The organism is Bradyrhizobium iriomotense, assembly GCF_018130765.1.
In the GTDB taxonomy this organism is placed as follows: domain Bacteria; phylum Pseudomonadota; class Alphaproteobacteria; order Rhizobiales; family Xanthobacteraceae; genus Bradyrhizobium; species Bradyrhizobium iriomotense_A.
Genome location: NZ_JAFCJZ010000015.1, coordinates 107,640 through 130,988 on the forward strand (window position 1 = coordinate 107,640; position 23,349 = coordinate 130,988).

The following is a 23,349-nucleotide window of genomic DNA, read 5'->3' on the forward strand; positions in this document are numbered from 1 at the left end:
CCCCATACCCGAAAGAGATCAGACTGATGGCAGCCGTACCCGGCGTTCGCCGTTCAGAGCTTGCTGACGCGCTGCGCGCCTGTCGCACGGCGTTCGTCGGCGTCGGCCTGATGAGCTGCATGATCAACCTGCTCTATCTGACCGGGTCGATCTTCATGCTGGAGGTTTACGACCGGGTGCTGCCGAGCCGCAGTGTTCCAACCCTGGTCGGCCTCATTATCCTCGCCGGCTTCCTCTACATGGCGCAGGGCGTGCTCGACATGATCCGCAACCGGATCCTGGGACGGATCGGAACCTCGCTCGATGATGCCCTCAACAAGCGTGTGTTCGACACCATCGTGCGCCTGCCGCTGCTGGTCGGGAGCCGCAACGAGGGCCTGCAGCCGTTGCGCGACCTCGACAATGTCCGTTCCTTCCTCGGCGGCATGGGCCCGAGCGCGTTCTTCGACCTGCCCTGGCTGCCGCTCTACCTCGCCATCTGCTTCGCCTTCCACGTCCTGATCGGGGTGACCGCTCTGGTCGGCGCCATCATCCTGGTGGGCTTGACGCTGGTCACCGAATTCATGTCCCGCCAGCCGGCGAAAGAGGCGATGGGCCTTGCCGCGCAGCGCAACGATCTCGCCCAGTCCAGCCGCCGCAACGCCGAGGTGATGGTGGCGATGGGCATGACCGGCCGGATGAACCAGCGCTGGAGCGAGGCCAACGAAAAATATCTCGCCGGCAATCAGCGTGCGAGCGACGTCGCCGGCGGCTTAGGGGCGGTCGCAAAAGTGCTGCGCATGATGCTGCAATCGGCGGTGCTCGCCGTCGGCGCCTATCTCGTCATCCACCAGGAGGCGACCGCGGGCATCATCATCGCCGGCTCGATCCTGTCCGCCCGCGCGCTGGCGCCGGTCGATCTCGCCATTGCGCACTGGAAGTCCTTCGTCGCGGCCCGCCAGAGCTGGCATCGCCTCACGCGCCTCTTGGAGCAGATGCCGGCGCAGACGATGCCGACCCAGCTGCAGGCGCCGACCGGCCGCCTCTCGGTCGAGGGCGTCGCCATGGTGCCGCCGGGCGACCAGCGCCTCATCGTGCAGGACGTCACCTTCGCGCTCGCCGCCGGCAATGGTCTCGGCGTGATCGGGCCGAGCGGCTCCGGCAAATCCTCGCTGATCCGCGCGCTCGTCGGCGTCTGGCAGCCGGTGCGCGGCAAGGTGCGGCTCGACGGCGCGGCGCTCGACCAATGGTCAAGCGACGTGCTCGGGCGCCACATCGGCTATCTGCCGCAGGACGTCGAATTGTTCGGCGGCACCATCGCGCAGAACATCAGCCGGTTCGATCCCGAGGCCACCTCCGACGGCATCATCGCCGCGGCGAAAGAGGCCGGCGTGCACGAGATGATCATCAAGATGCGCGAGGGCTACAACACGCAGGTCGGCGAGCAGGGCACGGCGCTGTCCGCGGGACAGGCGCAGCGCGTGGCGCTGGCGCGTGCGCTGTACGGCAGCCCGTTCCTGATCGTGCTCGACGAGCCCAATTCCAATCTCGATACCGAAGGCGACGAGGCGCTGACCCGCGCCATCCGCTCGGCGCGCGATCGCGGCGCCATCGTCATCGTGGTGGCGCATCGCCCCATCGGCGTCGAGGCGGTCGACCAGATCCTGGTGCTGCGCGATGGCCGCATGCAGGCCTTCGGCCCGAAGGAGCAGGTGCTCGCCCAGGTGCTCCAGCCGCGGGTGACGCCGCCGGCCCCGATCAAGGTCGTCAGTGAAGGCGGAGTGGCCAAATCATGAGCACGATGGCGATCGGCGGTACGAAGTCCGCCGCCAAGAAGACCGTGCGTGATTCCATCAAGTTTCACCTGATGCTCGGCCTCGGCATCGTGCTGGTCCTCGTCGTCGGCCTCGGCGGCTGGGCATCGACGGTGCTGATCTCGGGTGCGTTGATCGCGCCGGGCCAGATCGTGGTCGAATCCAACGTCAAGAAGGTGCAGCATCCGACCGGCGGCGTGGTCGGCGAGCTGCGCGCCCGCGACGGCGACGTGGTCAAGGCCGGCGACATCGTGGTGCGGCTCGACGACACCGTGACCAGGGCGAACCTCGCCATCGTCACCAAGAATCTCGATGCCGCGCTGGCGCGCACCGCCCGGCTCCAGGCCGAGCAGCGCGGTCTCGACAAGATCGAGTTCCCGCAATCCCTGCTCGATCGCGCTGGCGATCCCGATGTCAAGGCGCTGCTCTCCGCCGAGTCCAAGCTGTTCGACGTCCGCGTCAACGGCCGCGCCGGCCAGAAGGCGCAGCTGCGCGAGCGCGTCCTGCAGCTCAACGAGGAAATCGAGGGCCTGTCCGCGCAGGAGACGGCCAAGGACAAGGAGATCGCGCTGGTCCAGAACGAGCTCACCGGCGTCCGCGATCTCTACGACAAGCGTCTGGTGCAGATCTCGCGCCTGACCCAGCTCGAGCGTGACAGTGCCCGCCTCAACGGCGAGCGTGCGCAGTACATCGCCTCGCGCGCACAGGCCAAGGGCAAGATCACCGAGACCGAGCTTCAGATCATCCAGGTCGACAAGGACATGGTCAGCGAGGTCTCCAAGGATCTGCGCGAGACCAACGACAAGATCGGCGAGCTGATCGAGCGCAAGGTCGCCGCCGAGGACCAGCTTCGCCGCGTCGACATCCGTGCGCCGCAGGATGGCATGGTGCTGCAATCGACCGTTCACACCGTCGGCGGCGTCGTCACCGCCGGCGACACGTTGATGCTGATCGTGCCGCAGGCCGACGACCTCCAGGTCGAGGCCAAGGTCAATCCGGTCGACATCGACAAGCTCCAGATCGGCCAGAAGACGCTGCTGCGCCTGTCCGCCTTCAACCAGCGCACCACGCCCGAGCTCAACGGCGTCGTCAGCCGCGTCTCGCCCGATGTCACCACCGAGCAGCGCACCGGCCAGAGCTACTACACCATCCGCGTCTCGATGCCGCCGGAGGAAATCGCCCGCCTCGGTGACGTCAAGATCATCCCCGGCATGCCCGTGGAAGCCTTCGTCCAGACCGGCGACCGCACCATGCTGTCCTACCTGATGAAGCCGCTGCACGACCAGCTGATGCGCGCCTTCCGCGAGAAGTGACGCGCGAAAGCGCGTCATCCCGGAGCGCGCTTGGCGCGCATCCGGGATCTTGAGCCGTGATGACGGTCCGTAGGGTGGGCAAAGGCGCAACGCGCCGTGCCCACCGTCTTTCACACGGCGAGCATTGGTGGGCACGCTTCGCTTTGCCCACCCTACGGCACTCTCCGCAGAAGCAGAAGTGGTGGGTTACGCTGCGCTAACCCACCCTACGCTTTCCCGTTCTTTGCTATAGTTCGGCTCAAGCCCCACCAACCCGGCGGTCGAACAATGCAGTCCCCTCCGTCCATCGCCACGAAATCCTTCTCCGATGCGTCTCTTGCCGTTGCCCGGCTCGAAGAGATCTACGAGCGCAACACAAAATTCCTGCGCGACCGGTTCGAGGCCTATGTCGGCGGCGAAGCCGTCACCACGCGGGTGCGGGCCTACTATCCCTTCGTCCGCCTCACCACCGCGACGCATGCGCGGCTGGATTCCCGGCTGTCCTACGGCTTCGTCGCCGGACCCGGCGTGCACGAGACCAGCGTCACGCGGCCGGACCTGTTTCGTGCCTATCTGACCGAGCAGATCGGCCTCTTGATCCAGAACCATGGTGTGCCCGTGGAGATCGGCGAGTCGGCCGAGCCGATCCCGATTCATTTCGCCTATCGCCGCGACATCAACATCGAAGCGGCCATCACCACCAGCGAGAACTCAGCCGTTACGCGCTCGCTGCGCGATGCGTTCGACGTGCCTGATCTCGCCACCATGGATGATGCCATCGCCGACGGCACCTTCGAGCTTCAGCCGGGTGCGCCCGAGCCGCTGTCGCTGTTCCGGGCCGCCCGCGTCGACTACTCGCTGCGCCGGCTCTATCACTACACCGGCACCGATCCCGAGCATTTCCAGAACTTCGTGATCTTCACCAACTACCAGTTCTATATCGACGCCTTCGCGCAGCTCTGCCAGCAGCGGCTTCAGGCCGGCGAAGCCGGCCTCGAAGCCTTTGTCGCGCCCGGCAACGTCATCACGCGCGCCGGTGGCGCGACGACGGGGGCCGCGCCCGTGCGCACGCCGCAGATGCCGGCCTTTCATCTGGTCGAACCCGATTATCGCGGCATCACCCTGATCAACATCGGCACCGGTCCGTCGAATGCGCGCAACGTCACCGACCACGTTGCCGTGCTGCGGCCGCACGCCTGGCTGATGCTCGGCCATTGCGCGGGCCTGCGCAACACGCAGCGGCTCGGCGACTATGTGCTGGCCCACGGCTATGTGCGCGAGGACCACGTGCTCGATCGCGAGTTGCCGCTCTGGGTCCCGATCCCGGCATTGGCCGAGATGCAGGTCGCCCTCGAGGAGGCGGTCGAGGACGTCACCGGCCTCGAAGGTTTTGAGCTCAAGCGCCTGATGCGCACGGGGACCGTCGCGAGCGTCGACAACCGCAATTGGGAGATCTCCGGCCCCGAGGTGATCCGCCGCATGTCGCAGTCGCGCGCGGTGGCGCTCGACATGGAATCGGCCGCGATCGCCGCTAACGGCTACCGCTTCCGCGTTCCCTACGGCACGCTGCTGTGCGTCTCCGACAAGCCGCTGCATGGCGAGATCAAGCTTGCCGGCATGGCGAGCGAGTTCTACCGCCGCCGCGTCGGCCAGCATCTCGAGATCGGCCTGAAAGCGCTGGAGCGGATCAAGCAGCAGGAATCCGAACGCCTGCATTCGCGAAAGCTGAGAAGCTTTGCCGAAGTGGCATTCCAGTAAGGGACAACAGAACTGTCGTACGAACGCTGACGTTTCCGTGAGCGCAGCGTCTTGGAATATCCCTGCCGACGCAGGGTTATCGATTCGTCCGGGGCCGCTTGAAGCAGGACAGGAGACGAAGATGTTCACAGGGATGATCAGGCTCGTCGCGCTCGGTGCATTTGCGGCGGCCCAGTTGAGCTCGCCTGCGTTCGCCGCGGGCGGTGGTGGAGGAGGCGGTGGCGGTTCCGGTTCTACCGATCCTTATGGCGGCGCCTATTCGGATCAGAAGCCGCAGCCAACCTATCCGAAGCGACCTGGCACCAAGGCAACCCAGAAGGGCAAGAAGCAAGGCAACCAGTCCAGCATCGGCGATCCCGCTTTCGCCGCGGGCTATCGCGTCGCCTATGATACCATCTACGAGCGCAACGACTATGCGGCCGCGATCGCACAGTTGAAGTCGCTCGGCCATGACGACCATCCGAACGTCGCCAACCTCATCGGCTACTCCTACCGCAAGCTTGGCGACTACGAGCAATCGCAGGTCTGGTACGAGCGCGCCTTGCAGGCAGATCCGAACCACGTGCTGACGTGGCAATATTACGGGCTGTGGCAGCTCGAGCGAGGCAACCGCGAGCAAGCGCTCTATCACCTCGATCGGATCGCATCCATTTGCGGGACGGACTGCGAGGAATATCGATCGCTGGCCGCGGCGCTGGACAAGCCGACCGGAACCGCGCTCGTCTACTGACGTTGGAGCGTGGCGGGCTGATGCGAGCGCGCTGTTGAAGAGCGTCGTATCACCGCCATGTCCCCAAAAGCATGATCCGGAAAAGCGCGAAGCGCTTTTCCGGAAAGTTCATGCGTAAACAATAACCTAAAGTGCGAAGACGATTCATCCAAATCTCATCGCGCTTCAGCGCGGGCGGTGACAACGCGTCAGATTTTCAGCATTGTCCCGTTCGGGGGCGCGAACGGGACAATTGGATGCCGCTGACGCGCGACAGGATTATCGGCCACGACCTCGAACGTCTGGCCTTTCGCTTCACCATGCTGAACGATGGTGACGTCGTGGATTGCCAGATCTCCGACGCCGCGATGGACGAGCTTGCGGGCATGCAGGGCACCGAGAGCAGCGCGCGGCAGGCGCAATTCCTGTCCCTGCGCGAGACCATCGAACGCATCGCGTCGGACCTCTACGACGAGGCGCCGCGGGTGCAGGGCTATGTGGTGCGGATTTTCATGAGGCATTTGGGGCGGTAGGGCCCACATATTCCGCTGTCATCGCCCGCGAAGGCGGGCGATCCAGTACTCCGAGACGGTCGTGATCGATCGATAGGCTGCGGCGTACTGGATGCCCCGCCTTCGCGGGGCATGACAGCGGCTATGCGGCGAGACTGTCCCGGCTCACCGCATCGATGCAGCTCACCCCTCCAGCTTCCTCAACAACAGCCTCAGCGCGGTCGCAGCAAACACCTGCATGTTGCTGAACCGGTCATTGTTGCCCGTCTCCAGCGTCATCACCTCCGTTGCGGGTCCCGCGACGGCCATGCAGCTATGGCCGGCGGCATCCCCGTAGCGGTTGCCGGTGGGGCCGGCGGCGCCTGTTTCGGACAGGCCCCAGTCGCTGTTGAAGCGGCTGCGCATCTGCTCGGCCAGCAATTGCGCGTAGGGCTCAGACGACGAACGAAAGCCCTTCATTCCTTCATCCGAAATATCCATCAGCACGCGCCTGGCATCGCGGGTGTAGACCACGGCGCCGCCGAGGAAATAGCCGGACGCGCCGGGCACCGCGAGCAGGCTGGCCGAGATCAGCCCGCCGCCGGACGATTCCGCCACCGCAATGGTCTGTTTGCGCGCGATCAGTTTTGCCGCGACCTGTTCCGCAATGCCGACGAGCTCTTTCATCCCTTGAGACCCCTTATTTCTTCGCAACCGAGCTCAGCCTTCCTAGCATATGACAGCAGGCTTGGCCGAGTTGCGGGCGACGGGCAGGCCTGCTTGAATGGCGGGTAAGAAAAGGGACATGCGAGGAAACGTGAGAAGGGAGACGTCATGGCGTCCCTGATCGCCGGCGGCATTGATTGCGACGTGCATCCGGCCGTGCCGCATCTGACCAGCCTGCTGCCATACCTGAACGATTATTGGCGCGATCAGGTAACGACGCGCGGCATGGTCGACCTCGTCTCGCAATCCTATCCGCGGAATTCGCCGATTACGGCGCGCCCCGACTGGCGCCCCGAGAGCGGCAAGCCGGGCGAGAGCCTGGAGGCGATGCAGCGCCATGTGCTCGATCCCTTCCAGCTCAAGCATGCGATCTGCAATCCGCTCTATGGCGTGCAGATGGTGTTTTCGGAAGATTTGCAGGCGGCCTTCTGCCGCGCGCTGAACGACTGGCTTGTGAAGGAATGGCTCGATCGCGATTCACGGCTGCGTGGTTCGATCGTGATTCCCACGCAAAGCATCGAGAAGGCCGTCGCCGAGATCGAGCGCTGCGCAGAAGACCGGCGCTTCGTGCAGGTGCTGATGCTTGTCATGGGCGACACGCCGCTCGGCAAGCGCGCGCTGTGGCCGATCTATGAAGCGGCGGAACGGCTCGGCCTGCCGATCGGCATCCACGCTGGTTCCGCCTATCACAATCCGCCGACTGCGGTGGGATGGGGGTCCTATCACATCGAGGATTATGTCGGTCAGGCCCAGGCGTTCCAGACCCAGCTCACCAGCCTGATCGTCGAAGGCGTGTTCGCCAAATATCCGCGGCTGAAAATGGTGATGCTGGAATCCGGCGTCTCCTGGATCGCGCCGTATCTCTGGCGGTTGCACAAGTTCTGGCGCGGAGTGCGGATGGAGACGCCGTGGGTCGATCGCGCGCCGCTGGAACTTGTGCGCAGCAACATCCGCTTCTCGTTACAGCCATTTGATGCGCCGCCGGAACCGGAGACATTAATTCGCCTGTTTGAGCATATGCAGTCGGACGAATTGGTCTTATTCTCCACGGACTATCCGCACTGGCAGTTCGACGACCAGGACGCGCTGCCCAAAGGTCTGTCCCCCGATCTCGTGCGCAAGATCATGATCGACAATCCGTATGCGACCTATCCCCGCCTGACGTGAGCCCGCTGCCAAAGGAGGCAAGGCGATGAATATCCAGTTCCGCGAGAGCCAAGAAGCCGCTTCCCCACTGACCGTCAGAACCGCGATCGCCGACTGCGACATCCACCCGGCACGCGCCACCCGCACCGAGCTGTATCCCTACCTCGCCAAGCGCTGGCAGCATCATCTCGAGGTCTACGGCGTTCATGCCTATCAGGGCATGATGGAAGGCCCGCCCTATCCGAAGGCGCAGCCCAATGCCTCGCGCCGCGATGCCTATCCGCCGGAAGGCGGCCCGCAGGGCTCCTCGCTCGCCTTCATGCAGAAGCAATTGCTCGATCCCAACAATGTGCAGCTTGGCGTGCTCAATCCGCTCAACACCGGGCAGGGCATCCGCAATCACGAGCTCTCGGCCGCGCTGTGCTCGGCGATCAACGACTGGCAGATCGACAAATGGACCAGCAAGGACAAGCGGCTGAAGGCGTCGATCGTCGTCGGCAATGAGGACGGGCTGTCGGCCGCCGCCGAGATCCGCGAGCGCGCCGGCGACAAGAATTTCGTGCAGGTGCTGCTGCTCAGCCGCAACGTCGAGCCGCTTGGCCAGCGCCGTTACTGGCCGATCTATCAGGCCGCGGAAGAGGCGGGTCTTCCCGTCGGCGTCCACGCCTTCGGTTTCGGCGGCAACCCGATCACGCCGTCGGGCTGGCCGTCCTATTACATCGAGGAGATGGTCGGGCACTCGCAGTGCCAGCAATCGGCGCTGGCGAGCCTCGTGCTGGAGGGCGTGTTCGAGCGCTTCCCGAAGCTGAAGATGGTGATGATCGAGGCCGGCTTCGGCTGGGCGCCGTCGCTGGCGTGGCGGCTCGACAAGGCCTGGCAGCGGCTGCGCAGCGAGGTGCCGCATGTGAAGCGGCCGCCGTCGGAATATATCCGCGAGCAGGTGTGGTGGACGACGCAGCCGATGGAAGATCCTGAAAGCCGCGAGGATTTGTTCGACGTCATCAAATGGATCGGCTGGGACAGGCTGCTGTTCGCGACCGACTATCCGCATTGGGACTATGATGAGCCCTCGCGCGTGCTGCCGGCGGGCGTCAGCGAAGCCAATCGCGAGGCGTTTTATCTCGGCAACGCGAAGCAGCTGTACGGAATGAATTGATGGCGCGTCACGTCATTGCGCCGGTCGATGAGCTTCCGCCGGGCACGCGAAAATTCCTGGAGATCGACGGCCGGCCGATCGCGGTCTTCAACATCAAGGGCGAATATTTCGGCCTGATGAACCGCTGCCCGCATCAGGGCGCGGCGCTGTGCGAGGGGCCGCTGATCGGCCTCGCCCAGTCGAGCAATCCCGGCGAGATCGAATACACGAAGTTAGGTGAGATCATCCGCTGCCCCTGGCACGGCTGGGAATTCGACATCCGCACCGGACAATCCTACTGCGATCCCCGCCGCTTCCGCGTGAAGGCCTATCCAGCCCATGTCGAGCCGGGCGCAAGCGTGGTGAAGGGGCCGTATGTGGCGGAGACGATTCCCGTGACGGTCGAGAGCGATTACGTGGTGGTGGAGCTGTAAGCGGCTCGGGCAGTGCGCTCCCTCGCCCCGTTCTTACGGGGAGAGGGTTGGGGTGAGGGGCTTCTCTCCGCGAACGAGATGGCCGATGGACCTGTACCCCCTCACCCGAATTCGATCTGCGATCGAATTCGACCTCTCCCCGCAGGCGGGGAGAGGTGAAGACAGACCCTCAATGCCCCGCAACCGGCTCCGCCGCCGTATCATACGTCGGCACCGCATTGCCGCCGCCGCGGTAGACGATCGAGGCCGCGATGATGCCGAGCAGCGCCGCGAACATCAGCCAGGCACCAGGCGCGGCCTTGTTGCCGGTGTAGTCGATCAGCCAGGTCGAGGCGAACGGCGTGAAGGTGCCGAACAGCGCGGCGGCAAGCGCGAAGGCGAGCGAGAAGCAGGTGGTGCGCACATGCGCCGGCACGATCTCGACGAGGGCGCCGAGCATGGTGCCGCTGTACATGCCGAAATAGAACGAGAACATCATCTCCACGGCGAGCAGCTTGCCGAAGGTCGGCGCGGCCACCAGCCAGGACAGCGCCGGATAGGCGGTCACGAGCGCAAGGCCGGCGATCCCGATCAGCACCGGCTTGCGGCCGATGCGGTCGGACAGCGCGCCGCCGACCGGATTCCAGATGAAGTTGGTGACCGCCACCAGCAGCGTCACCAGCAGCGCGTCATGCGTCGATAGCTTCAGCACCGTCTTGCCGAAGGTCGGCGTGTAGACGGTGACGAAGTAGAACGTCGTCGTGGTCAGGATCGCGATCATCATGCCGAGCAGCACGATGCGCCAGTTGGCGAGCGCGGAGGCGAACACCTCGCTGGCCGTCGGGTGCTTCTTCATCGCGAGGAACGCCGGCGTCTCCTCCAGCGTCCGCCGCAGGACAAAGATCAGCGGAATGATCAGGCAGCCGACGAAGAACGGAATGCGCCAGCCCCAGGCGGCCACAGTGTCGGCCGGCATCACCTCGGACAGGAGGTAGCCGAGGATCGACGCCACGAAGATCGCGACCTGCTGGCTCGATGACTGGAACGAGGTGTAGAAGCCGCGGTTGCCGGGCGTTGCGATTTCCGCGAGATACACCGACACGCCGCCGAGTTCGACACCGGCGGAGAAGCCCTGCAGCAGGCGGCCGATCAGCACGATGACCGGCGCCGCGATGCCGATGGTCGCGTAGCTCGGGCAGAACGCGATGACGACGGTGCCGAACGCCATGATGCCGAGCGTGACGATCAGGCCCTGGCGGCGGCCGATGCGGTCGATATAGGCGCCGAGCACGATGGCGCCGACGGGCCGCATCAACGCGCCGAGCCAGAACACGCCAAAGGTGTTGAGCAACGAGGCGGTCTCGTTGGTCGAGGGGAAGAACGCCTTGCCGATCGCGGCGGCGTAGAAGCCGAACAGGAAGAAATCGAACTGCTCGAGGAAATTGCCGCTGGTTGCGCGCAGGATCGCGCCGATGCGCGACTTGATCTCGGGCGGATTGGTTGAGGCGGCTGGTCCAGCCATGACGTTGCTCCCCTTGGAAAGACGTGGCCGGACCGGAACTCATTTCACGGCAAGGCAACAGATTGAAGCTGCGACAATCTGTCATACCCCTTCCCGCGCGAGGGCTGGGGAGTCAACCGGTTTTCCGGAGGAAGCTGATGATTTTTCAGGCTTTATTTTGCGTTGCAGCGAGGATCCATTGGCGGAACGCGGTGAGCTTCGGCGCCTCTCGACGGCCGTCGGGGGAGACCAGATAAAACCCCGCATCCGCCGGCAGCGCGATCTTGAACGGGACCACCAGCCGGCCCTTGGCGATGTCGTCCTGGACGTAGGAGGTCCGTCCCATCGCCACGCCCATGCCGTCGATCGCCGCCTGCACCGTCATCAAGGTCATATCGAAGGTGATGCCGGGCTGCCGGGAGATGCCGGCCGAAAGGCCCGCCGCGGTCAACCAGAGCCGCCAGTCGTCACTAACGTTGGTGTGCAGCAGCACGTGGTCCTTCAAATCCTCCGGACGACGTAGCGGCTTGTCGCCGCGCAGCAGCGAGGGGCTGCACACTGGGAACAACTCGTCCGCCATCAGCCAGTCGGCGCGCAGGCCCGGCCATTGGCCGCGGCCGTAGCGGATCGCGACATCGACATTGTCGCGCTGGAAGTCGACGAGGCTGGTCGAGGTGGTGATGCGGACGTCGATGCCGGGATGGCTCTCCTGGAAATCGGTCAGGCGCGGCAGCAGCCACTTTGCGGCAAGCGAGGCGATTGTCGAGACCGTCAGCACCTTGTCGTCGTCCTTGCGCAGCAGGCGGTCGGTGGCAAGGCGCAGGTCGTTGAAGGCGGCGCGCACGCCCGGGAGATAGTCTCGCGCCTCCGGCGTCAGCGCCAGCGCACGGTTCTGCCGGATGAACAGGCGGATGCCGAGCTCCTCCTCCAGTCTGCGGATCTGATGGCTGATCGCGGTCTGGGTCACGTTCAGCTCGCTGGCCGCCAGCGTGAAGCTGAGATGGCGCGCGGCGGCCTCGAACGCCCGCAATCCGTTCAGGGAGGGCAATCTGGCAGTCATTTGGCAGCAGGATACATGACGCTATTTCATGCGAAAGGGTACAAATTGTCGTTTGTCGCAGCGCGTCAGGAGGCTGATATTAGCGGCCAACTTAGCTCCAGGAGCTGAAAATGTCTACGTTGACCCAGAATTCGATGACAAATCTTCATGCGCCGAGCCTGATCCACCAGATCGGCGAGACCCTCCACGTCTGGCACGAGCGCTATCGCACCCGGCGCGAGCTCGCCAACTGGACGGCCCGCGACCTCCACGACGTCGGCCTGTCTTGGAGCGACATTGCCTTTGAGGCCGACAAACCCTTCTGGCGGGCCTGATTGGCCGCCAGGCCGGCGCCGCCTGATGACAGGGGCGCCGGCGGTCCCTTTTCGTGAAGGGCATGCGTCATGAGCATTCTCCGCCTCGAAGACTTCAAGCAATATTCGGACACGCTGCGCACCCGGCAGGGTGAGCCGCTCAACGTTCGCTTCGTCGAGCCGCGCGACACCGAGGAGCTCCAGCATTATTTCCGCTCGCTCTCGACCCGCTCCCGCTACAACCGTTTCTTCGGCGCGATCAGCGAATTGCCAAGGGGCCTGCTGCACGATTTCCTCGAGGTCGGCGAGCGTGAACGTTTCACTGTCGTCGCGACCATGATGGTCGATGGCTTCGAGACCATCGTCGCCGAGGCGCGCTATGCGTTACATGCCGAGACTTCCACGCTTGAATTCGGCCTGTCGGTTGATGACCGCTGGCACGGCCACGGCATCGCCACTGCGCTGATGAAGAACCTCGAATGCCGCGCGGCCGCGCTGGGCGCTGAGCACATGTTCGGCGACACGCTGCGCTCAAACGAGGCCATGGTGTCGCTGGCGCGCAAATCCGGCTTCGCCTTCGTCAATCATCCTGACGACTTGAAGCTGGTGCGCTTCGACAAGGAGATCAGTGTCGCGCCGAAAGACATTCCCTGTGCGAGCTGGCGCCTCGCCGCCCTTTCCCGTCAGGCCGACAGCCCCTCAGCCTCGGCCTGACACCACTCAGAACCCGGCCTGGCGAAGCCAGAGCCGGGCTTTTTTTGCCTTCACTCAAGCGTCGTCGGTGAAGTCGGTGGAGATTGCGACCGATCGCCACCCCGCGAGCTCGCGCGCGACGAGGATGTTTTTCGCCTCGATCCGCTCCACGGTGTCGCTGCCGAGCGGCAGGCGCAGCGGCGGGTTTTTCGCATCGACCAGCTTCAGGAAGGCCTGCGCCAGCTTGCGCGGATCGCCGCGCTGGCCGCCATTGACGTCGGCCGCATGCGCGCGGGTCTTGCCGACGCTGTCACGGTAGTCCTCGATCTGCACGGCGGTGCGCGACAGTGAGGTCTCGTCGAGGAAGTCAGTGCGGAAGAAGCCCGGCTCGACCACGGTGACCTTGATGCCGAGCGGCGCGACTTCGCCGGCCAGCGCCTCGCTGATTCCCTCGACCGCGAATTTGGTCGCGCCATAGACGCCCCAGCCGGGAAAACCTGCGTAACCGCCGACAGACGAGATGTTGATGACGTGGCCGGAACGCTGGCGCCGCATATGCGGCAGCACCGCGCGGGTGACACTGAGCAGGCCAAACACGTTCGTGCCGAACAGCTTTTGCGTTTCCGCATCGCTGGCTTCCTCGATCGCGCCCAGCAGGCCGTAGCCGGCATTGTTGACGAGGATGTCGATGCGCCCGAACTTTTTCACGGCCGCGCCTGCGGCCTCGTGTGCTTCCGCCTCGCTGGTGACGTCGAGCCGGGTGGCCAGCAGTCGCTCATGCGTGCCGAGCCGCGCGGTGACGGTCGATGGATCGCGGGCGGTCGCGACCACGGCGTCGCCGGCCTTCAAGGCGGCTTCCGCGATCAAAGCACCAAATCCGCGGGACGCTCCCGTGATGAACCAGACACGCATGATGTTGCCCTTTCCATTTGCGCCCCGGCGATGTGCCGAAGCCGATGGGCAAGGTGTAGCTTCTCGCCATAGCTGAGATAATCTGCTATATAGTCTGTAAGCTAGTGAGCATAATTCATCAATGCGGATCGATCCGTCCGACCTTGCGACCTTCCTTGCCATCGCCCGCCACCGCAGTTTTCGCGCGGCGGCGACCGAGCTTGGCGTCACGCCGTCCGCGCTATCGCACGCTTTGCGCAATGTCGAGGAGCGGCTGGGCCTGCGGCTCGTCAACCGCACCACCCGCAGCGTCGCGCTCACGGAAGCGGGCGAGCGACTGTTCGCCCGCATCACGCCGGCCTTTCGCGACATCGACGATGCGCTCGAGGACCTCAACAATTTCCGCGGCAAGCCCGCCGGCACGCTGCGCTTCACCGCCGCGCGCCAGTCCGCCCAACTGGTGCTGTTGCCGATCGTGACGCGCTTCCTGAAGGAGTTCCCCGACGTCAGAGTCGAGATCGTCATCAACGATTCCCTGATCGACATGGTCGCGGCCGGCTTCGATGCCGGCGTCCGCTTTGGTGAAACCATTGCCGCCGACATGATCGCCGTGCCGATCGGCCCGCGGCACCGTTTTGCCGTGATCGGCGCGCCCGCCTTTTTCAAATCCCATAAGGCGCCGAATACACCGCACGACCTGAAGGGCCTGCCCTGCATCCGCTATCGCTTCACGTCAGGCGCGCTCTATCACTGGGAGTTCGAGCGCGGCGGCATCGAGCTCGCCATCGATGTCACGGGGCCGCTGACCATGAACGACCAGGATTTGATGGTCGATGCCGCGCTCGACGGCGTCGGCCTTGCTTACGTCTTCGAGCAGCAGGTCGAGGCGCTGCTCGCCAAACGAAAGCTAGTGCGCGTGCTCACCGACTGGTGCCCGGCCTATCCCGGCTTCTTCCTGTACTACCCAAGCCGGCGGCAGTTGCCGGCGGCGCTGCGCGCGTTCGTGGATTTTGCGCGGGCGCCAGCGAAGTAGCTGCACTCTCTCTCCGAGTCGTCCTGGCGAAAGCCAGGACCCATTACCACAGGGCGTGGTTTGACGAAGACACGGAGTTCGGTACGGCGATCGAGACCCACCGAGAGATCACGCGGTATGGGTCCTGGCTTTCGCCAGGACGACACCGAGTGTGTGGCACCCGCCGGGATGCCTATTTCCCCGTGAACACCGCCTTCCGCTTTTCGATAAACGCCTGCACCGCTTCCTTGTGATCGGCGGTCGTGGTGAGGCGGACCAGTCGCTCGGCTTCGTGATCCCTGGCGGTTTCGAAGTCGAACAGCAGGGCCTCGTCGAGATTGTCCTTCATGTAGCGCAGCGCGAGGCGCGGGCCTTCGGCCAGCGATCTTGCCAGCGCGAACGCCTCAGTCTGCAATTTGTCGTCGGGCACGACGCGGTTGACGAGGCCGATCGCTTCGCAGCGCGCGGCGTCGACGCGATCGCCGGTGAACATCAGTTCGCGCGCCCGCGCGGTGCCAATGATGCGGGTCAGCAGCCAGGCGATGCCGTAGTCGCCGCTGAGCGCGATGCGGGCATAGCCGGTGGCGACGAAGGCCGATTGCGCGGCGATGCGGATGTCGCAGGCCATGGCGATGGCAAGCCCGGCGCCAACCGCGGGGCCGGGGAGTGCGGCGATGGTCGGCTTGCGCACCGATACCAGCGCGCCGGTGAGCAGCCGCTGCCGCTCCTGCAGATCGGCGATGCGATCGTCCAGTGACATCTCCAGCTTTTTGGGATCGCGATGCGCGCCCATGCCCTTGACGTTGCCGCCGGCGCAGAACGCTTCGCCCGCGCCGGTGAGCAGCAGCGCGCCGACGTTCGGATCCTCGGCGCAGGTCCGGATCATGGTGCGCAGCGCCGGCGTCAGCGCATCCGACAGCGAATTGCGCGCCTCCGGCCGGTTCAGCGTGATGACAGCGACGCGGTCGCGGATGGTGCAGAGGAGCTCGCTGGTGCCGGTGTCGATGGTGGTTTCCGTGGTCATGTCGCCTCCCCTTGCTATTACTGTCATTCCGGGATGGTCCGAAGGACCAGACCCGGAATCTCGAGATTCTCAGGTGCGCAATTGCGCACCGTAGTTCGATGCTTCGCATCGCCCCGGAATGACGACTTCAAAACTTCTCCACCCAGGGCCGCAGCTCCAGCTCCCAGCTCCAGGCGCTACGCGGCTGCTGCAACACGTTCCAATAGCTCGCTGCGATGGCGTCGGGGTCGAGCATCGAGTCCGGCTTGTCCGGGGCTTCCGTGCGCGCCGCGCTGCGAATGCCGCCGTCGATGACGAAATGCGCGACATGGATACCTTGCGGCGACAATTCGCGCGCCAGGCTCTGCGCCAGCCCTCGCAGCGCGAACTTGCCCATCGCGAAGGAGGCCGACTGCGCATAGCCCTTGACGCTGGCGGAAGCGCCGGTGAACAGGATCGCGCCGTGCTGGTTCGGCAGCATGCGCTTGGCCGCCTGCTGCGCCACCAGGAAGCCGCCATAGGCGCTGACCGCGATCGCCTGTGCGACGTCGGCCGGGATCAGATCCACGAACGGCCCGCGCGTGCGGCCGCTGGCATTGTAGACCACGAGATCAGGCGTGCCGATCTCGCGCTCGACCAGGCCGAACAGCCGCTCGACTTCGTCAGGCTCGGTGGCGTTGCAGGCATAGGCTTTTGCACCGGTCTCACTGCAGAGTGCGCCTAGCTTTTCGATTTTTCGCGCGGCTAGTGCGACGCGGATGCCTTGCGCGGACAGCCGCCGGGCCAGCGAGGCGCTGAGGCCTTCACCGGCACCAACAATGAGCGCGATCTTGTATTTCGGGTGTTCCATGACGTGATCTCTCAGGACGGGAAGCCGCTGATCTATGCATCCGCCGCGCGGACAACCAGCCGGGTCGATCACAATTCCGCAGAGCGAATTGCTCCTTCACGGCGATCATGCCTCCCTGACAATTTGCGGCTTTATCGCGCTTCCTGGCTGGAGCATGATCGACATCATCCAAAGCGGCAAGCGCCAAAACAGCGCAAAATGTCCGTAAGGCGGAAACGAAGAGGACGATCATGCACAAGCCGGTCACCGCGCAGCCGAAACATGTCGCGGCCGGGCAATCCGGCCTGCTGGCACCCGACACCACGGGCATGAATTTCTATCGCGCCGATCCGGCGCTGACGGACCTGCTCCGCATCCACCTTCCGGACAATCTGTTCCGCCATATCGAGCCGCATCTCGATCGCCTCGGCGAGCTCGCCGGTGGCCGGCTCGACGAGTGCGCACGGCTCGCCGACCGGCACACGCCGGTGCTGCATCAGCGCGACAAGTTCGGCCGCGACGTGCAGTCGATCGAATATCATCCGGCCTATCGCGAGCTGGAGAACGCCGCGTTCGGCCAGTTCGGCATCCACGCGCTCTCGATCCGCAAGGGCATCATGGGCTGGCCGGACAAATACCCTGTTGTCGCCAAGCATGCCTTCACCTTCCTGTTCAACCAGACCGAATTCGGCATGGGCTGCCCGATCAACGTCACCGACGGCTGTGCGAAACTTCTGGCGAATTTCGGCAGCGAAGCGCTGAAGGCGAAATATCTGGACGGACTGACCTCGACCGACATGAGCAAGCTGACGCAAGGCGGCCAGTTCATGACCGAGAAGGAAGGCGGCTCCGATGTCGGCACGCTGACCACGCGCGCGGTGCAGGAGGGCGACCATTGGCGCCTCTACGGCGAAAAATGGTTCTGCTCGAATGCCGATGCCAAGGTGGTGATGCTGCTGGCGCGCCCGGAAGGCGCCGGCCCCGGCACGCGCGGCGTCGGCCTGTTCCTGATGCCGCGCTTCCTCGATGACGGCTCGCAGAACCACTACCGGATCGTGCGCCTCAAGGACAAGCTCGGCACGCGCTCGATGGCCTCAGGCGAGATCAAGCTCGAAGGCGCGATCGCCTACGCCGTCGGCAAGCTCGACCGCGGTTTCGTGCAGATGGCCGAGATGGTGAACTCGTCGCGGCTCTCCAACGGCGTCAAATCCACCGCGCTGATGCGCCGTGCCTATCACGACGCGATGACAGTGGCGAAGAACCGCGTCGTGTTCGGCCAGCGCATCATCGACCTGCCGCTCGGCCGGCGGCAGATGCTGAAGATCATGCTGCCGGTCGAGCAGGCGCTGTCGATGAGCTTTCTCACCGCCGACGCGCTCGACCGCGCCGAAGCCGGCAGCCAGGACGCGGCGGCGCTGCTGCGCATTCTCACCCCGACGCTGAAATTCCGCGCCACGCGCGATGCCCGAAAAGTCTGCGGCGATGCGCTCGAGATGCGCGGCGGCATCGGCTATATCGAGGAATTCGCCACCGCCCGCCTGCTGCGCGATGCGCATCTCGGCTCGGTCTGGGAAGGCACCGGCAACATCGTCGCGATCGACGCGCTCCGGCGTGCGGTCGGTCGCCATGGCGCGGAATCCGCGCTCGCGGCAGATCTGCATGCGCGGCTCGACGACAGCGCCTCCGTGCCGCAGGCTTGGCGCGACAATTTGAGCGGGCTCGTCGATCGTGCGGTCGTCTTCGCGCGCGAGGTCGCGGGCAAGTCCGAGAACGAGGCCGATGCGCGGCGTGCGACGAGCCTGCTCTATCATGTCGCCAGCGCGGTCGCGCTGGCCTGGGAGGCGTACCGCATCCACGACATGCGCGGCGACGCACGCCGGCTGCTGCTGTCGCGCCTCGTCATCGACCATCGCGTGTCGCCAAGCGATCCGTTCCGGCTAACGGAAAATGCCGCGCAGGCGAAGATCGCCGCACTGCTGCTCGGTGATCGCGATGCCGGGATGACTGAGGTTGGCGAACTGGTTCTGGCAGCGTAGGCTGCGCGCCGCGATCAAACAAAAAAACGCGATAGGGAGTGTTCGATGAAGGCCGCCGTCCTCTATGAAGTCAACCAGCCGCTGGTCATCGAGGATGTCAGCCTGCCGAAGCCCGGCCCGCGCGAGGTCCTGATCCGCACCGCGGTTGCCGGCCTCTGCCACTCCGACCTGCACTTCATGGAAGGCCTCTATCCGCATCCGCTGCCGGCGGTGCTCGGGCATGAGTCCGCCGGCGTCGTCGAGCAGGTCGGCTCCGACGTGACTTACGTGAAGCCGGGCGATCACGTCGTCACTTGCCTGTCGGTGTTCTGCGGCACCTGCGACAATTGCACCACCGGCCGCACCGTGCTCTGCACCGATGCGACGGTGAAGATGCTGCCGGGCGTCTCCAACCGCATGCAGTGGTCCAAGCCCGAGAAGCTGCACCAGTTCCTCAATCTCTCCTCCTTTGCCGAGCAGATGCTGGTGCATGAGAACGCCATCGTGAAGATTCGCAAGGACATGCCGCTCGATCTCGCCGCGCTGATCGGCTGCGGCGTCATCACCGGCTATGGCGCGGTGGTGAACACGGCGAAGGTAACGGCCGGCGAGACCGTGGCGGTGATCGGCTGCGGCGGCGTCGGCATGGCCGCAATCAACGGCGCGCAGATCGCGGGCGCCGGCCGCATCATCGCCATCGACACCAACCCGGCAAAGCTCCAGTTCGCGACCAAGCTGGGCGCCACCGACATCGTCAACCCCGCCGATGGCGACGTCGTGAAGCAGGTGCGCGACCTCACCAATGGCGGCGTGCATCATGCCTTCGAGGTGCTCGGCCGCAAGGAGACCGCGGAGCAGGCGTTCGGCATGCTCGCCGCCGGCGGCACCGCCACCATCGTCGGCATGATCCCGTTCGGCCAGAAGATCGAGTTGCACGGTTTTGACTTTTTGCGCGAACGCAGGATCCAGGGCTCCTCGATGGGCTCGAACCATTTCCGCGTCGACATGCCGCGCCTGGTCGACTTCTACCTGCGGGGACGGCTGCACCTGGAGGACTGGATCTCGGCGAAGCTGAAGCTCAGCGAGATCAACGAGGGCTTCGCCAACATGAAAGCCGGCAAGACGCTGCGCAGCGTGATCGTGTTTGATAGTTGAGCGCTTTCACCTCTCCCCGCTCTTTGCGGGGAGAGGTCGGATCGCCCCCGGCGATGCGCAGCATCGTCCGGCGCGATCCGGGTGAGGGGCCGTGCAGGGTAGTGCCACGCAATCGGCCTCTCCGACTCCATGATGGATCAGTCGGCAAAGATCAACGTTGTGGCTGGCAGTGTGCCATGCCCCTCACCCGCCGCCTGCGCTACGCTCCGGCGTCGACCTCTCCCCGCATTGCGGGGACAGATCAAGAGCTCACCGCGACACGTGCGCGGACACCGCCAGCCATGTCCCGTTCTTCTTTGCCCAGCAATCGGTGTACCGCCCCGTCGCCTGCTGGCCGTCCGCCGTGGTGTAGCTGGTCGCCGCGTGGATGATGGCGAAGTCGCCCATGATGCGGATGATGACGTCGTATTCATGCAGATTGCGGATCGCGATCGGCCCTGCGGTCTGCTCCAGGAAGGCGGCGCGATCGACCAGCGTCTTGTCGGGATTGGAGCAGTAGAACTCCGGCGCCAGGATCTCGTCGAAGCGTCTGACGTCGCAGGCCTGCACGGAAGCGACGTAGTCGCGGTTGAGCGCGGTGAGCTGTTCGAGGTCCTGGCTCATGGTGTGTCCTCCCTCCCTGTCATTCCAGGGCGCGCGAAGCGCGAACCCGGAATCTCAAAATTGTTTTGCTCCGTCATTGCGAGGAGCTCTTGCGACGAAGCAATCCAGACTGTCGCCGCGGAAAGATTCTGGATTGCTTCGCGGAGCCTGTCATCGGGCCGCGCTTCGCGCGGACCCGTTGTCTCGCAATGACGATAAAGGCTAATCATCAAATAATGGCGGCAGCACGAACCCGCCAAATTCGTGCTCGATCAACTCGGCAAGCTTCAGCGGTGTGCGATCTTCCAGCCACGGGCCGACGATCTGCATGCCGACCGGCAGGCCGTCTTTCGACAGACCGAGCGGAACGGCCGTCGCAGGCAGGCCCGGAAGCGTCGCGATGCCCGGCCAGGCGAGCTGGTCGGAATAGGGGTAATCCGTGCCGTCGATGCTGATGCGTCGCAGGCTCTGTTCCGGCGAATGATCATGCGGAAAGGCCGGCGTCGGCATGATCGGGCAGATCACCGCGTCGAAGCTCTTGAACAGCGCGCGCCATCGTGCACGCAGGCCGGCGCGGCTGCCTGCGTCGAGCACCCAGGCGCGATGGCTTGCTATCGTGCCGCGCAGCCGCTCGGCGCCGAGGCTCCGGTCCTCTGGCGCCAACTGGCTCGCCCGTGCCCGCGAATCCGCGAGCTCGTCGGGCAGGAAGAACGCGCCGAGGAAACCCAGCAGCATGCGCATGTAAAGCCGCGACGTCTCCGCGAAATCCGGCAGCAGCGCACTCTCGCGCGCGACCGTCACGCCGGCCTTCGCGAGATCGGTTGCGAGCTTGTCGATCGCGCCGCTAACACCCCGGTCGGTCGGCAGCAGCGGATGGCTGTCGATCACCAGGACACGAAAATCCCGCAGCGACTGATGTCGCGCAGCAGGCAGGTCGAGCTTGTAGGCGACACCGGCTTCCAGCGGATCCGGTCCGGCCATGACGTCGAGCAGCAAGGAGAGATCCGCAGCGGTGCGTGCCATCGGGCCGATGACGGCGAGATCGCCCTCGCGCGGAAGGGCCGGAAATGGCGGCGGGGTCTCGCCGCGCGCCGGGCAGAGATTGATAGTCGGCTTGTGCGCGAAGATGCCGCAATGAAATGCCGGCACACGCAGGGAGCCGCCGATGTCGGAGCCGGTGGCGAGCGCGCAATAACCTGCGGCAAGGGCTGCCGACGATCCTCCGGACGATCCACCCGGGGTGCGGCCGAGATCATAGGGGTTGTTCGTGGTGCCGTAGATGTCGTTGTAGCTCTGCCAGTCGGCGAGGCCGACCGGCACATTGGTCTTGCCGAGGATCACGCCGCCGGCCTGCTTGATGCGGGCGACCGGCAGTGCGTCTTCCACGGGCTTGAAATCCTTTTGCGGCACGAAGCCCCAGGTTGTCGGCAGGCCGGCGATGTTGAAGGATTCCTTGATCGTCAAGGGCAGGCCGAGCAGCGGCCTGCGCTCGCCACGCGCCAATGCGGCGTCCGCCTCGCGCGCGGCGCCGAGCGCGCGATCGAAATCCCTGACGCAGATCGCGTTGATCTTGCCGTCGTGACGCTCGATACGGGCAATCGCGTCCTGCGCGAGTTCGACCGCCGAGACCTTCTTCGCGCTCAATGCAGCTGACAGCTCGACCGCGCTCTTGAAACTCCATTCCGATCTGGCCACGGCGCTTCTCCCGCTCTGGCTGTTGGAGGATGATGCGCAGTTTGGCCGAGCGCTGCAACCGCTGTTTGATGGCGATTGATGTGTGGCAAATTGGAACGAGAAGGCGCCACAGATTCCGTTGTCGTCCCGGCTTTCGCCGGGACGACAGCGGAGATTGGGCGACGATGGAGAACCCTACTACGCCGCCCCGATCAAAACCCCCACCGCCAGCACGATGGCGCCGCCGAGCACGATCTGGAACACGGCCTGCAGGAACGGCGTGTCCATGTAGCGCGAGCGGATGAAGGCGATCGCCCACAATTCGAAGAACACGACGACGCAGGCGATTCCCGTCGCGATCCAGAACGCGTTGGCCCATGTGTCGGGCACCAGATACGGCGCGGTGTGGCCGAGCCCGCCGAGCGTCGTCATCGCGCCGCAGGTGACGCCGCGCAGCCAGGGCGAGCCGCGTCCCGTGAGCGAGCCGTCGTCTGACAAGGCTTCCGCAAATCCCATGCTGATGCCGGCACCGATCGAGGCGGCGAGGCCGACGAGGAACGTCTGCCAGTTCTGATGCGTGGCGAAGGCGGCCGCGAACAGCGGCGCTAGCGTCGAGACTGAGCCGTCCATCAGGCCAGCGAGGCCCGGCTGCACATATTGCAGCACGAACATGCGCCGGCGCGTGCGGTCTTCCTCGGCGCGGACATCGGGTTTGAGGATCTCGTCGGTCAGCCGGGCTGCGGTGTGCTCATGGTTCTTCTCGGCCTCGGCGAGGTCACCGAGCAGCCGGCGCACATTGACGTCCTCGGCCTGCTCGGCGGCCTTCGCATAGAAGCGCTCGGCCTCGAGCTCCATGGTCTCGACTTCCCTTCGGATGGTGTCGAGCGGCAGGTTCTTGGTCAGCCAGATCGGCCGGCGGCGCAGGAAGCCCTTGACGTCCTCGCGGCGGATCGGCGGCAGATGCTGGCCGAAGCGCTGCTCGTACATCTCCAGCAGCATGTGGCGATGGCCGCGCTCCTCCTCGGCCATCTGCTCGAACAGCTTGGCCGAGTCCGGATAACGTTCCTTCAGATCCTCGGCGAAGGTCATGTAGATGCGGCTGTCCTCCTCCTCGGAGGAGATCGCGACCGCCAGCACCTCGCGCTCGGTCAGATCGGCAAAATTCTTCACGGTAGCCC

General features: G+C 65.0%; 22 protein-coding genes. 13 read left to right on the forward strand and 9 right to left on the reverse strand.

Translation table 11 applies throughout. From position 1 onward, the window contains the following. Positions 1–26 precede the first annotated feature (26 nt). The 5 genes from JQ635_RS24615 (at position 27) to JQ635_RS24635 (ending at position 6,085) form a co-directional block, all read left to right on the forward strand. Complete coding sequence (locus tag JQ635_RS24615) at positions 27–1,775, forward strand: type I secretion system permease/ATPase (RefSeq protein WP_211412365.1); 1,749 nt, start codon at positions 27–29, stop codon at positions 1,773–1,775. Then, positions 1,772–3,106, forward strand: coding sequence for an HlyD family type I secretion periplasmic adaptor subunit (locus JQ635_RS24620; protein WP_211412366.1), 1,335 nt, complete (start codon positions 1,772–1,774; stop codon positions 3,104–3,106). Before JQ635_RS24615 ends, JQ635_RS24620 begins: the two co-directional genes overlap by 4 nt. Before the next feature lie 267 nt (positions 3,107–3,373). Further along, on the forward strand, positions 3,374–4,843 hold the full coding sequence (locus tag JQ635_RS24625; protein ID WP_211412367.1) for an AMP nucleosidase: 1,470 nt from the start codon (positions 3,374–3,376) through the stop codon (positions 4,841–4,843). A 121-nt stretch (positions 4,844–4,964) separates the two neighbouring features. Then, positions 4,965–5,573: a tetratricopeptide repeat protein gene (locus JQ635_RS24630; RefSeq protein WP_211412368.1), complete on the forward strand. Its 609-nt coding sequence runs from the start codon at positions 4,965–4,967 to the stop codon at positions 5,571–5,573. A gap of 236 nt (positions 5,574–5,809) precedes the next feature. Then, positions 5,810–6,085 (forward strand): DUF1488 family protein, encoded by a 276-nt coding sequence (locus JQ635_RS24635; protein ID WP_130365771.1) that lies wholly within the window; start codon positions 5,810–5,812, stop codon positions 6,083–6,085. A gap of 162 nt (positions 6,086–6,247) precedes the next feature. On the opposite strand, the gene JQ635_RS24640 is transcribed toward JQ635_RS24635, so the two are convergent. Continuing rightward, the gene (locus JQ635_RS24640; protein WP_211412369.1) at positions 6,248–6,730 is read right to left on the reverse strand and encodes a CinA family protein; all 483 of its coding nucleotides are present in this window, start codon (positions 6,728–6,730) and stop codon (positions 6,248–6,250) included. A gap of 147 nt (positions 6,731–6,877) precedes the next feature. Here JQ635_RS24640 and JQ635_RS24645 point away from each other — a divergent pair, with 147 nt between their 5' ends. Genes JQ635_RS24645 through JQ635_RS24655 form a run of 3 tightly spaced genes read left to right on the forward strand, consistent with a single transcriptional unit; the run spans position 6,878 to position 9,484 of the window. Next, positions 6,878–7,936, forward strand: coding sequence for an amidohydrolase family protein (locus JQ635_RS24645; protein WP_211412370.1), 1,059 nt, complete (start codon positions 6,878–6,880; stop codon positions 7,934–7,936). 25 nt (positions 7,937–7,961) lie between these two features. Next, the gene (locus JQ635_RS24650; protein WP_211412371.1) at positions 7,962–9,071 is read left to right on the forward strand and encodes an amidohydrolase family protein; all 1,110 of its coding nucleotides are present in this window, start codon (positions 7,962–7,964) and stop codon (positions 9,069–9,071) included. Further along, the gene (locus JQ635_RS24655; protein ID WP_211412372.1) at positions 9,071–9,484 is read left to right on the forward strand and encodes a Rieske (2Fe-2S) protein; all 414 of its coding nucleotides are present in this window, start codon (positions 9,071–9,073) and stop codon (positions 9,482–9,484) included. Before JQ635_RS24650 ends, JQ635_RS24655 begins: the two co-directional genes overlap by 1 nt. 169 nt (positions 9,485–9,653) lie before the next feature. Here JQ635_RS24655 and JQ635_RS24660 read toward each other — a convergent pair whose 3' ends face one another. Both JQ635_RS24660 and JQ635_RS24665 read right to left on the reverse strand, forming a co-directional pair. After that, positions 9,654–10,985, reverse strand: coding sequence for an MFS transporter (locus JQ635_RS24660; RefSeq protein WP_211412373.1), 1,332 nt, complete (start codon positions 10,983–10,985; stop codon positions 9,654–9,656). Between the two features lie 145 nt (positions 10,986–11,130). Further along, positions 11,131–12,024 (reverse strand): transcriptional regulator GcvA, encoded by an 894-nt coding sequence (locus JQ635_RS24665; RefSeq protein WP_211405372.1) that lies wholly within the window; start codon positions 12,022–12,024, stop codon positions 11,131–11,133. 110 nt (positions 12,025–12,134) lie between these two features. Between JQ635_RS24665 and JQ635_RS24670 the strand changes: the two genes are divergently transcribed. Both JQ635_RS24670 and JQ635_RS24675 read left to right on the forward strand, forming a co-directional pair. Then, positions 12,135–12,338 (forward strand): DUF1127 domain-containing protein, encoded by a 204-nt coding sequence (locus JQ635_RS24670; RefSeq protein WP_211412374.1) that lies wholly within the window; start codon positions 12,135–12,137, stop codon positions 12,336–12,338. Between the two features lie 69 nt (positions 12,339–12,407). Continuing rightward, a complete protein-coding gene (locus tag JQ635_RS24675; RefSeq protein WP_211412375.1) occupies positions 12,408–13,031 on the forward strand; it encodes a GNAT family N-acetyltransferase in 624 nt (207 codons plus the stop codon). Between the two features lie 54 nt (positions 13,032–13,085). On the opposite strand, the gene JQ635_RS24680 is transcribed toward JQ635_RS24675, so the two are convergent. Continuing rightward, positions 13,086–13,922, reverse strand: a complete 837-nt coding sequence (locus tag JQ635_RS24680) for an oxidoreductase (RefSeq protein WP_211412376.1) — start codon at positions 13,920–13,922, stop codon at positions 13,086–13,088. Between the two features lie 121 nt (positions 13,923–14,043). Here JQ635_RS24680 and JQ635_RS24685 point away from each other — a divergent pair, with 121 nt between their 5' ends. Beyond that, entirely contained in the window at positions 14,044–14,934 is an 891-nt protein-coding gene (locus tag JQ635_RS24685; RefSeq protein WP_211412377.1) for a LysR family transcriptional regulator, read from the forward strand. A gap of 172 nt (positions 14,935–15,106) precedes the next feature. Here the strand turns inward: JQ635_RS24685 and JQ635_RS24690 are convergent, their stop codons facing one another. Both JQ635_RS24690 and JQ635_RS24695 read right to left on the reverse strand, forming a co-directional pair. Further along, on the reverse strand, positions 15,107–15,937 hold the full coding sequence (locus JQ635_RS24690) for an enoyl-CoA hydratase (RefSeq protein ID WP_211412378.1): 831 nt from the start codon (positions 15,935–15,937) through the stop codon (positions 15,107–15,109). Positions 15,938–16,064: 127 nt separating this feature from the next. Beyond that, entirely contained in the window at positions 16,065–16,766 is a 702-nt protein-coding gene (locus JQ635_RS24695) for an SDR family NAD(P)-dependent oxidoreductase (RefSeq protein WP_211412379.1), read from the reverse strand. Between the two features lie 230 nt (positions 16,767–16,996). Here JQ635_RS24695 and JQ635_RS24700 point away from each other — a divergent pair, with 230 nt between their 5' ends. Both JQ635_RS24700 and JQ635_RS24705 read left to right on the forward strand, forming a co-directional pair. Beyond that, the gene (locus tag JQ635_RS24700; RefSeq protein ID WP_211412380.1) at positions 16,997–18,781 is read left to right on the forward strand and encodes an acyl-CoA dehydrogenase family protein; all 1,785 of its coding nucleotides are present in this window, start codon (positions 16,997–16,999) and stop codon (positions 18,779–18,781) included. Positions 18,782–18,826: 45 nt separating this feature from the next. Further along, positions 18,827–19,915: a Zn-dependent alcohol dehydrogenase gene (locus tag JQ635_RS24705; RefSeq protein WP_211412381.1), complete on the forward strand. Its 1,089-nt coding sequence runs from the start codon at positions 18,827–18,829 to the stop codon at positions 19,913–19,915. 249 nt (positions 19,916–20,164) lie between these two features. Here JQ635_RS24705 and JQ635_RS24710 read toward each other — a convergent pair whose 3' ends face one another. The 3 genes from JQ635_RS24710 to mbfA all read right to left on the reverse strand — a co-directional run bounded on the left by JQ635_RS24710 (position 20,165) and on the right by mbfA (position 23,341). Then, positions 20,165–20,518 carry a nuclear transport factor 2 family protein gene (locus JQ635_RS24710; RefSeq protein WP_211412382.1) on the reverse strand — a complete coding sequence of 118 codons (354 nt, stop codon included), beginning with the start codon at positions 20,516–20,518 and terminating at the stop codon, positions 20,165–20,167. 201 nt (positions 20,519–20,719) lie between these two features. Next, positions 20,720–22,192 carry an amidase gene (locus tag JQ635_RS24715; protein ID WP_211412383.1) on the reverse strand — a complete coding sequence of 491 codons (1,473 nt, stop codon included), beginning with the start codon at positions 22,190–22,192 and terminating at the stop codon, positions 20,720–20,722. A 177-nt stretch (positions 22,193–22,369) separates the two neighbouring features. Next, positions 22,370–23,341, reverse strand: a complete 972-nt coding sequence (gene mbfA / locus JQ635_RS24720) for an iron exporter MbfA (protein WP_211412384.1) — start codon at positions 23,339–23,341, stop codon at positions 22,370–22,372. Positions 23,342–23,349: the final 8 nt, after the last annotated feature.